The sequence below is a fragment of the Pseudoalteromonas sp. CF6-2 genome (assembly GCF_021729425.1).
Lineage (GTDB): Bacteria > Pseudomonadota > Gammaproteobacteria > Enterobacterales > Alteromonadaceae > Pseudoalteromonas > Pseudoalteromonas arabiensis.
In genome coordinates, this window is the sequence record NZ_CP091443.1 from 369,518 (window position 1) to 378,811 (window position 9,294).

The window sequence follows — 9,294 nt, forward strand, 5'->3', positions numbered from 1 at the left end:
ATGGCGAAAAAAGCAACGTATTTTTTAGGTATTGATGGCGGTGGCAGTAAGTGTAAAGTTCGTTTAGAAAACGAAAATGGCTCTTTGCTTAGCGAAGCCATAAGTGGCTCAGCAAACGTGGCCACCAGCTGTCAACAAAGCCAAGACTCAATACTGCACGCCACTGAGCTTGCTTTTCATGAGGCAGGGCTTGCCTTAAGCGAGCTCAAAAACACCTATGTGCATGCTGGGCTTGCCGGTGCCAATATCGACTCTGCCTATCAAGCCATGACCAAATGGCAGCACCCTTTTGCTAAGTTTACTCTTTCAACAGATATGCTGATTGCGTGTAAAGGCGCACACCAACACCATGATGGCGCGGTGATTATTATTGGCACCGGCTTTTGTGCAGGCTACCAACAGCAAAACCAATTTAGTGAATTGGGAGGCTATGGTTTATTGCTGAGCGATGGTGCCAGTGGTGGTTGGTTAGGCTTACAACTTTGCCGTAAAACATTTGAAGTACTTGATGGTGTTGCGAAAAGTTCCGCTGCTGTAGATACCCTGCTCACCCAGCTTAACTGCAACTCAAGCCAAGCGTTAAGTCAGCGTTTAATATCAGCACGCCCTGTTGAGCTCGCCAAATTTGCACCGCTGGTTTTTAGCTATTCTGATGACGCTTTTTGTCAGCAATTAATAAATGAAGCGTGCGCATACATTACCCGCTATATCGCTTACTTTGAAAAACAAGGTATTGAAAACGTTACCTTGATGGGCGGCATTGCCAGTGCCATCACGCCTTATTTAACTGATGCCAGTAAAGCGCGTTTAACCCCCGCCCTTGCCAGTGCTGAGCAAGGGGCTATTTTAATGGCAAGAGCGGCAATTTAATCGCCGAGTTGTGAGCGCATTTGTGAGGGAATTTCACCAAACAAACGCCGAAATTGTTTGCTGAAGTAACTCGGCTCAGAAAAGCCGCACTGATAAGCGACTTGTGAAATGGGTAGCTGTGTTTCAATCAGCAGCTTACGAGCATTTTCGAGACGCACTTCATTAATGAATTGATTGGGTGTTTTTGCTAAGTGTTTTTTAAAGCGACGCTCTAAAGCACTTACCGACAAGTGTGCAAGCTCTGCTAATTCATCAATACTGATCTGACGATGATAATGCTCGCGAATAAATTTTACCGGCTCTTCAATTGCTCTTACATGAGAAAGTGCTTTTGAGGTTTTTTGTAAGTGCCGAGTCACACCATAGGTGCCAATCACATTGCCATCATGATCTTTTAGAGCATGCTTTGACGTTGAAAACCAACCGAGCTCACCTTGTTGGGTTTGGTTAAGCTCTAAACGGTCAGTTACTATGTAGCCTTCCGTCACTCGTTTATCGTCATTGACGTACTGAAACGCGAGGTGCTTTGGCGAAAAATCGAAGTCTGTTTTTAGCAATATTTGCTCCAGTGTTTTATAACCCTGATGCTCAATAAAATGCTGATTACAATGCAAAATTCTACTGTCTGTGTCTTTTACCCAAAAGAGGATATCTGGCAGTAAATCAAATGCAGCAATTAGCTGATTTACGCCAGCTTTTTTTATTATTTCTTGAATATCCATCGCTTAATTTTGTCTCAATAAAGAACAACCCTATATATTTTAAACGCCGATTTTGTTGCATTGTCAACCGAATTTTTATTAGCGCTTATTGCTCAAGCTTTCCTATTATCAATAACATGATATTAACAGTAACAAACGCTATTTAAACTAGGAGCGCTTAAGATGAGCAAAGCTAAGATCCGCATGGCAATGGTAGGCGGTGGCGATGGTGCCTTCATTGGCGCTATTCATCGAATTGCAGCGCGGTTAGACGGGATGATAGAGCTTGTTGCAGGCGCATTCAGTTCAGATGCAAACAAATGTAAAGCAACTGGCGAACTACTCGGGCTTGATAGCAGTCGTTGCTACGACAGTTACCAAAGGTTATTTACCGAAGAAGCAAAATTACCCACTGATGAGCGTATCGACTTTGTGGCTATTGTAACACCCAACCATTTGCATTTTCCGGTCGCAAAAATGGCGCTTGAACATGGTTTTCATGTGCTATCAGATAAACCCGCAACGCTCACTCTCGCAGAAGCAGAGCAATTACAAGCCATCATTGCAAAGCAGCAGGTTTTATATGGGTTAACCCACACTTACACAGGTTACCCTATGGTCAAAGAGGCCAAACATCGCATTAAAGCCGGTGAGCTTGGCACTATACGTAAAGTGATTGTTGAGTACACCCAAGGTTGGTTAGCACACAGTGAAGACGAAGGCTCAAAACAAGCTAGCTGGCGTTTAGACACCAGTAAGTCTGGCATTAGTTGTTGTATGGGCGACATTGGCGTGCATGCAGCTAACTTAGCCGAGTATGTCTCTGATCTCGAAATCACCGAGCTTTGTGCCGATTTAAATCATGTGGTTGAAGGTCGCGCCCTTGATGACGATGGCACCGTGCTACTTAGATTCAATAATGGTTGTAAAGGCGTTTTACTGGCAAGCCAAATCGCTATTGGCGATGAAAACAACTTACGGCTACGTATTTACGGCGACAAGGCAAGCCTTGAATGGTCACAGCTTGAACCTAATAGTTTATGGCTGCGTGGTCACAACCAACCCTCTATTTTACTGCGAGCGGGTGTGGGTGAATTACACCCTGAGACACAAAACGCACTGCGCGCCCCTGCAGGTCACCCTGAAGGTTACCTAGAAGCATTTGCTAATATCTACAGCAATTTTGCAGCACAAATTCACGCATTTAAACAAGGCGATAGAGCAACAAACTCAGCATTTGATGTGCCTGGCATCAATGAAGCTATACGTGGTATGGCATTTATTGAGCACGTAGTTGCTTCATCGAAGCAAGACATTAAGTGGCACAAATTACAGATTGGATAATAAAGAATGAATAAAATCAAAGGGCCAGCAATTTTTTTGGCGCAGTTTATTTCTAAAGAAGCCCCCTTTAACAGCCTTCGTGGCTTATGTAAGTGGGCAAGCGGTTTAGGTTACAAAGCGATTCAAGTACCTACCTCTAACCCTGAAATTTTCGATTTAGAAAAAGCCGCCCAAAGTCAGCAATACTGCGATGAAGTCACTGGTATTGCCACAGAGTATGGACTTACAATTTCAGAGTTATCAACACATTTGCAAGGTCAGTTAATTGCTGTGCACCCTGCGTACGATGAAATGTTCGATAACTTTGCCGCAGAGCATGTAAAAGGTAACCCTGCAGCACGTACAGAATGGGCAACAGAGCAACTGATGCTAGCTGCTAAAGCCAGTAAGAACCTGGGGTTAACAACTCATGCGACTTTTTCGGGTTCTTTTTTATGGCATACCTTTTACCCGTGGCCACAACGCCCACAAGGACTCGTTGAGCAAGGTTTTAATGAGCTTGCTAAGCGTTGGTTACCTATTTTAGATTGCTTTGATGAGCATGGTGTAGATGTCTGTTATGAATTACACCCGGGTGAAGACCTACATGATGGTGTGACATTTGAGCGCTTTTTAGCGGCAACCAATAATCACCCTCGCGTTAATATTCTTTATGATCCGAGCCACTTCGTATTGCAACAGCTCGACTATTTAGCGTTTATCGATATCTATCATTCGCGCATTAAGGCGTTTCATGTCAAAGATGCCGAATTTATCGCAAATGGCCGCTCAGGTGTTTATGGCGGTTTTCAAAACTGGCAAGACCGACCAGGGCGTTTTCGTTCTTTAGGTGATGGCCAAGTCGATTTTAAGCAAATCTTTAGCAAGTTAACGCAATATGGGTTTGATGGTTGGGCTGTACTTGAATGGGAATGCTGCTTAAAGCACCCAGAAGATGGGGCAAGAGAAGGCGCTGAGTTTATTAAAGCCCACTTAATAAATCCAACAGACAAAGCCTTTGACGATTTTGCCAGTGGCACAACAAACACTGAGCGTAATAATCGAATTTTAGGTTTATAAAACCGACAACAATTGAACACACAGGACACACAATATGGACAACAATAATTATAACCGCATTGTCTTTCGGCTTTGCTGTATAGCACTGATTGTGACCTCTATGACCTTTGCCATTCGTGCTGGTATTTTAGGTCAACTTGGCAGTGAGTTTGGCCTAACCGACACAGAATTAGGTTGGGTTAATGCCATGGCATTTTTAGGTTTTCCGGTTGCGACTATGATCGGCGGCATTATTTATAATGCCATTGGCGCGAAGAAATTAGTGGCGTTAGCCTTTATCTGCCATTTACTTGGTCTGGTTTTGACCATTACTGCCGATGGCTTTTGGGGCTTACTGGTTTCTACCTTTTTGATTGGTTTTGCTAACGGCTCTGTTGAAGCGGGCTGTAATCCGCTGATTGCAGAAATGTATCCTAAAAATACCACTACCATGCTAAACCGTTTTCATGTTTGGTTCCCAGGTGGCATTGTGATTGGCGCACTTGCCTCTAACTTTATGTCGGGAGCGGGTTTAAACTGGCAATGGCAAGTGGCGTTAATTTTAGTGCCTACGGTTATTTATGGCGCTATGCTGATTAAAGCGCAGTTTCCTAGCTTTGATACGCGTACTCACTCAACCAGCAGTAATATTCGCCACTTATTCACGCCGTTATACCTCTTTTTAATTGCCTGTATGACACTCACAGCAACCACTGAGTTTGGCACGCAACAATGGATTGAGCGTATTCTAGGTTCATCGGGTGCCTCTCCTATGGTGGTATTAGCCTTAATCACTGGCTTAATGGCTGTTGGTCGCTTCTTTGCTGGCCCCATTGTGCACAAGCTCAACCCTACCGGTGTATTACTTGGTTCAGCCATTTGTGCAAGCTTAGGTATATTTATGATGAGCCAAGCCGAGGGCAGCATGATTTATCTAGCAGCCATATTATTTGCACTTGGCGTTACCTACTTTTGGCCAACCATGCTTGGCTGCGTTGCTGAATACATTCCAAAGTCAGGGGCGCTGGGTATGTCGTTAATGGGCGGTGCAGGCATGTTTGCGATGAGCATTTGGAACCCTGTAATTGGTAGCTGGATAGATACAGCACGCTCATCGGCAGAAGCAAGTGGCGCAAGTGTTGAACAAATTGAAATTTTAGCCGGACAGGCTGTATTACAAAACCTACTGATCTTCCCAATTATTTTAATCGTCGCATTCATTGGGTTGCATTTAGTAATTAATAACAACAAACGCACCGAAAAATGTGCGTCTTAAGCAAGTAAATCGTCGAGGAACACTATGTTTAAATCTCTTAAAGCACTGACTTTAATGCTCACCGTTAGTAGCTGTGCACTCGCTAATGCGGCTGACAATCAGCTTACACAACAAGAAAAGCAAGCTGGCTGGCAGTTATTGTTTGATGGTAAAGATATGTCGCAGTGGCGTAACTTTAAAAGCGAATATTTAAACCCTGCATGGGTCGTTGAAGATGGCGCTATGACACTAACCAAAAGTGGTGGCGACCTGCTCACTAAAAAGCAGTACCAAAACTTTGAATTAAAGATTGATTGGAAAATCTCTACCAAAGGCAATAGTGGCATTTTCGTACTGGCTGATGAAACTGGGCAGATGATTTACTCTCATGCGCCTGAAATTCAAATTATTGATAACGAAGAACACCCAGATACTGAAATTGACTCGCATTTAGCGGGGTCAATTTACGATTTATTTGCTGCGCCAGTTGCAGCGCACAAACCAGCAAATAGCTGGAACCATGTACGTATTAAGATGCAAGACAACCATTTACAAGTTTGGCAAAACGGTATTAGCACCACCAGCATTGTGATTGGTAGTACAACCTGGAATACCCTTGTTAAAGGCAGTAAGTTTGCAACCTGGCAAAACTTTGCAACGGCTGAACAAGGTCATATTGGGCTTCAAGACCACGGCGACAAAGTGTGGTTTAAAAATATAAAAATCAAGGAGCTATAAGATGTCTGATTTTAAACACAAGGTATTAGTAGTTGGCTCTGGTGCTGGCGGTGCCATGGCTGCTTACACGCTGACCAAACTTGGCCACAAAGTGTTATTACTTGAAGCCGGTCGTAATTATGACCCGAAAACAGAAAGCCCGATGTTTCGCCGTAACAACGAAGCCCCACTTATGGGTGCAGGTAATAAAGACAAAAACTTTGGCTTTTACGACGCAACTGTTGATGGCGGCTGGCAAGTGCCTGATGAGCCATACACTAGCGCAAAAGGGAGCGACTTTTATTGGTGGCGCGCACGTATGCTAGGTGGTCGAACAAACCACTGGGGCCGCTATTCATTACGCTTTAGCGAGCACGATTTTAAAGGCAAAAGCCGTGATGGTCACGGTGCTGACTGGCCTTTTGAATACGCTGATTTAGCACCTTGGTACGATAAAACTGAAGAACTTGTTGGTGTATGTGGCACCAATACAGGCCATGAAGATATGCCAGATTCGTCACCGGGTATTTTACAGCCGCCACCAAAGCCGCGTGTTCCTGAGCTTTTAATTGCCGCTTCTGCAAAGAAAATGGGTATTCAAGCAGTACCGATGCACCGTGCGGTATTAACTCGCCCGAAAGATGATCGCATGGCGTGTTTTTATGCAACGCCTTGTGGCTCGGGTTGCTCGATTGGCGCCGCTTTTCAAACTACGACATCGCTATTACCTATGGCAAAAGCTACCGGTAACTTAAAAGTCATTACCGATGCCATGGTTAAATCAGTCAAGGTTGATGAGCAAGGTAAAGTAACTGGCGTAACCTATGTTGATAAACATACGGTCACTGAGCATGCCATTGATGCTGATGTGGTTATCTTAGCAGCCAGTGCCTGTGAATCAGCGCGTATCTTATTAAACTCAAAAAATAAAAAGCACCCTAAAGGCCTTGCTAATTCAAGTGGCCAAGTAGGTAGAAACTTAATGGATTCGACGGGTGCATGGTTAGGTGCACAAATTCCAGCACTTAAAGGCCGCCCACGCTATAACGAAGATGGCCATACCGCTAACCACTTATTTATTCCTTGGTGGGGTCATCAAGCACAAGCTAACAATGAATTAGATTTCCCACGTGGTTATCACTTTGAAATTGGCGGTGGCTTTAGGCAACCAGGCTCAGGTGTATCGGGTGATAAACAAGGTTATGGTCCTGCCCTTAAACAACAAATTCGTGATGCATATGGCTCTTACGTTGGCTTTGCTCTACGTGGCGAAATGTTACCGAACAAAGATACCTATATGGAAATCGACGAAAAGGTTAAAGACAAATGGGGTATTCCGGTATCAAAGTTCCACTTTAAGTGGTCTGACAGAGAGTTAAAGCAAATCGAACATGGTTTAAAAACCGCGAAGCAAATCTTAGAAAACATGGGGGCGACCGTTGGCGACCTCCCGCCTGCTGAAAAAGCAATTTCAAAAGGTGGCGAAATCATTCACGAAGTGGGCACGACTCGAATGGGGAGCTCAAAGAAAGATTCGGTCACCAATCAATGGGGTCAAACATGGGATTGTAATAACCTATTTGTAATGGATGCCGGTGTATTTGCTTCTAACCCCCATAAAAACTGTACGCTCACCATCATGACACTGGCAATGCGTAATTCAACTTGGCTTGCTCAACAAATTGATAACGGGGTACTTTAATTATGCATCATCGTAACGAACATGACTCATATAACTATGTTTCTAACATGAGCCGCCGTGAGTCTTTAAAATGGCTTGGCCTATTAGCTGCGGGCTCGGCGGTTGGTTTAACTGCTGGCTGCACAAAAGCACTTGAAGATGACGGTGCTGTCTCTGCAAAAGAGCATTGGCCTGATTTAGATATTAAGCCTGTCACCGCTAAAGGCTATGGCCAAGATCCTAATTTGGTGATGCCACCAGAATCACCTTGGCCGCTGACCTTAACAGCGGACGAGCTTACGTTAGTAGCGCTTTTATCTGATTACATTGTACCGCGCGAAGGAGCTATTCCATCAGCCAGTGAGCTACAAGTACCGGCAGTTATTAATGAGTGGGTAAGCGCGCCTTATGAAGGCCAACAACGCGATAGAATTAAAATTTTAAATTCACTCGCGTGGCTTAACGATGAAGCACAGCTTCGTTTTAAAAAGCAATTTGTTGCGCTTAACGAAAAGCAACATCGCGCGATTTTAGACGATATTGCGTTTTTAAACGAGCAAACACCTCTGCAATTTCAGCGTATTGGTAAAGCCTTTTTACGCTTTAAAGAGTTAGTGCTTGCTGCCTTTTTCTGTACACCTGAAGGCTGTAAAGACATAGGTTACCTTGGTAATGTACCAATTGCTGGTGATTACCCTGGCCCTTCTGATGAAGCAAAAGCTCATTTAGATCAGGTTTTAGCTGAGCTTGGTTTAAGCGAGTACGCCTATACCGATTAACTTTCCCCCTTGTGTTGTTTTATAACACAGTTTAATGCAGGGGAGCTCTCCCCTGCTTTTTTAGGATTTAAGTATGTTTAAAACCCGCATTTTATTGCTCATTTTTAGCCTTGTATTTAGTGGTCAATTATTCGCAAAACTGCCAGTGAGTGTGCAGTTATGGTCAGTCAAAGACACCTTAAAAAATGACTTTCATGGTACGCTTAAGTCTCTTGCCGAAATGGGCTTTGACGGTGTTGAGTTTGCCGGAGATTTTGGTCCATACTCAAATAACCCAGCAGCCTTAAGAGCAAAGCTCAGTGAATTAGGCTTAGTTGCCAGTAGTGCCCATATAGGCTTTGATGCGCTCAGTGAAAACACAATTGATAGCACCCTGCTGTTTTACAAGACCCTTGGCGTTACAACACTCTATATACCTTGGGATGAGCGAGCATGGCACCCAGAGGGTGTTAAATCTCTGGTTAAAGAGCTCACTAAAGTCAGTGATTATGCAACCCGCTTTGATATGAAGATCGGTTTTCACAATCATAATAAAGAGTTTAATGCATTTAATAACGCAACGTTTTGGGATTACATTGCCACTAATACACCCAAGACCATGCCATTGCAGTTAGATATAGGCTGGGTCAATTACGCAGATAAAGATCCAATCTACTTTATTAAAAAGTACCCTAACCGTACACTTGCAACGCACATTAAAGTACGCACGATTAAGGGCAGCAACATGAGCCCGATTATTGGTGAAAACAACATTGATTGGTCTGCCATCATCGATACGTTAGAATCGCACGGCGACACCAAGTGGCTAGTGATGGAACAGGAAGAATACCCAAACGGACTAACCCCACTACAAAGCGTTGCTAAATCAAAACAAAACTTAGATAAGATTTTACAGCATCGCTAAAGAGT

The 9,294-nt window shown here is 43.9% G+C and carries 9 protein-coding genes; 8 read left to right on the plus strand and 1 reads right to left on the minus strand.

Going from position 1 to position 9,294, the window contains the following annotated elements; genetic code table 11:
* Positions 1-870 (plus strand): BadF/BadG/BcrA/BcrD ATPase family protein, encoded by an 870-nt coding sequence (locus L3Q70_RS18400; RefSeq protein WP_237115674.1) that lies wholly within the window; start codon positions 1-3, stop codon positions 868-870.
* Here L3Q70_RS18400 and L3Q70_RS18405 read toward each other — a convergent pair.
* On the minus strand, positions 867-1,592 hold the full coding sequence (locus L3Q70_RS18405; protein ID WP_237115675.1) for an AraC family transcriptional regulator: 726 nt from the start codon (positions 1,590-1,592) through the stop codon (positions 867-869). The genes L3Q70_RS18400 and L3Q70_RS18405 overlap by 4 nt on opposite strands.
* 162 nt (positions 1,593-1,754) lie before the next feature.
* Between L3Q70_RS18405 and L3Q70_RS18410 the strand changes: the two genes are divergently transcribed.
* The 7 genes from L3Q70_RS18410 (at position 1,755) to L3Q70_RS18440 (ending at position 9,289) form a co-directional block, all read left to right on the plus strand.
* Positions 1,755-2,915: a Gfo/Idh/MocA family oxidoreductase gene (locus tag L3Q70_RS18410; RefSeq protein ID WP_237115676.1), complete on the plus strand. Its 1,161-nt coding sequence runs from the start codon at positions 1,755-1,757 to the stop codon at positions 2,913-2,915.
* Positions 2,916-2,921: 6 nt separating this feature from the next.
* Positions 2,922-3,974: a sugar phosphate isomerase/epimerase gene (locus tag L3Q70_RS18415; RefSeq protein WP_237115677.1), complete on the plus strand. Its 1,053-nt coding sequence runs from the start codon at positions 2,922-2,924 to the stop codon at positions 3,972-3,974.
* A 34-nt stretch (positions 3,975-4,008) separates the two neighbouring features.
* Positions 4,009-5,229, plus strand: coding sequence for an MFS transporter (locus L3Q70_RS18420; RefSeq protein WP_237115678.1), 1,221 nt, complete (start codon positions 4,009-4,011; stop codon positions 5,227-5,229).
* A 24-nt stretch (positions 5,230-5,253) separates the two neighbouring features.
* A complete protein-coding gene (locus L3Q70_RS18425; protein ID WP_237115679.1) occupies positions 5,254-5,946 on the plus strand; it encodes a DUF1080 domain-containing protein in 693 nt (230 codons plus the stop codon).
* Between the two features lies 1 nt (position 5,947).
* Entirely contained in the window at positions 5,948-7,627 is a 1,680-nt protein-coding gene (locus L3Q70_RS18430; protein ID WP_130052585.1) for a GMC family oxidoreductase, read from the plus strand.
* 2 nt (positions 7,628-7,629) lie between these two features.
* Positions 7,630-8,385, plus strand: a complete 756-nt coding sequence (locus L3Q70_RS18435) for a gluconate 2-dehydrogenase subunit 3 family protein (protein ID WP_237115680.1) — start codon at positions 7,630-7,632, stop codon at positions 8,383-8,385.
* 73 nt (positions 8,386-8,458) lie between these two features.
* Entirely contained in the window at positions 8,459-9,289 is an 831-nt protein-coding gene (locus tag L3Q70_RS18440) for a sugar phosphate isomerase/epimerase (protein WP_237115681.1), read from the plus strand.
* The last annotated feature ends 5 nt before the right edge of the window (positions 9,290-9,294 follow it).

What these genes read in the sequence shown, in the direction of transcription:
- L3Q70_RS18405 (WP_237115675.1), bottom strand. Translation starts at nt 1,592, where the DNA reads ATGGATATTCAAGAAATAATAAAAAAAGCTGGCGTAAATCAGCTAATT.
- L3Q70_RS18430 (WP_130052585.1), top strand. Translation starts at nt 5,948, where the DNA reads ATGTCTGATTTTAAACACAAGGTATTAGTAGTTGGCTCTGGTGCTGGC.
- L3Q70_RS18435 (WP_237115680.1), top strand. Translation starts at nt 7,630, where the DNA reads ATGCATCATCGTAACGAACATGACTCATATAACTATGTTTCTAACATG.
- L3Q70_RS18420 (WP_237115678.1), top strand. Translation starts at nt 4,009, where the DNA reads ATGGACAACAATAATTATAACCGCATTGTCTTTCGGCTTTGCTGTATA.
- L3Q70_RS18440 (WP_237115681.1), top strand. Translation starts at nt 8,459, where the DNA reads ATGTTTAAAACCCGCATTTTATTGCTCATTTTTAGCCTTGTATTTAGT.
- L3Q70_RS18400 (WP_237115674.1), top strand. Translation starts at nt 1, where the DNA reads ATGGCGAAAAAAGCAACGTATTTTTTAGGTATTGATGGCGGTGGCAGT.
- L3Q70_RS18415 (WP_237115677.1), top strand. Translation starts at nt 2,922, where the DNA reads ATGAATAAAATCAAAGGGCCAGCAATTTTTTTGGCGCAGTTTATTTCT.
- L3Q70_RS18410 (WP_237115676.1), top strand. Translation starts at nt 1,755, where the DNA reads ATGAGCAAAGCTAAGATCCGCATGGCAATGGTAGGCGGTGGCGATGGT.
- L3Q70_RS18425 (WP_237115679.1), top strand. Translation starts at nt 5,254, where the DNA reads ATGTTTAAATCTCTTAAAGCACTGACTTTAATGCTCACCGTTAGTAGC.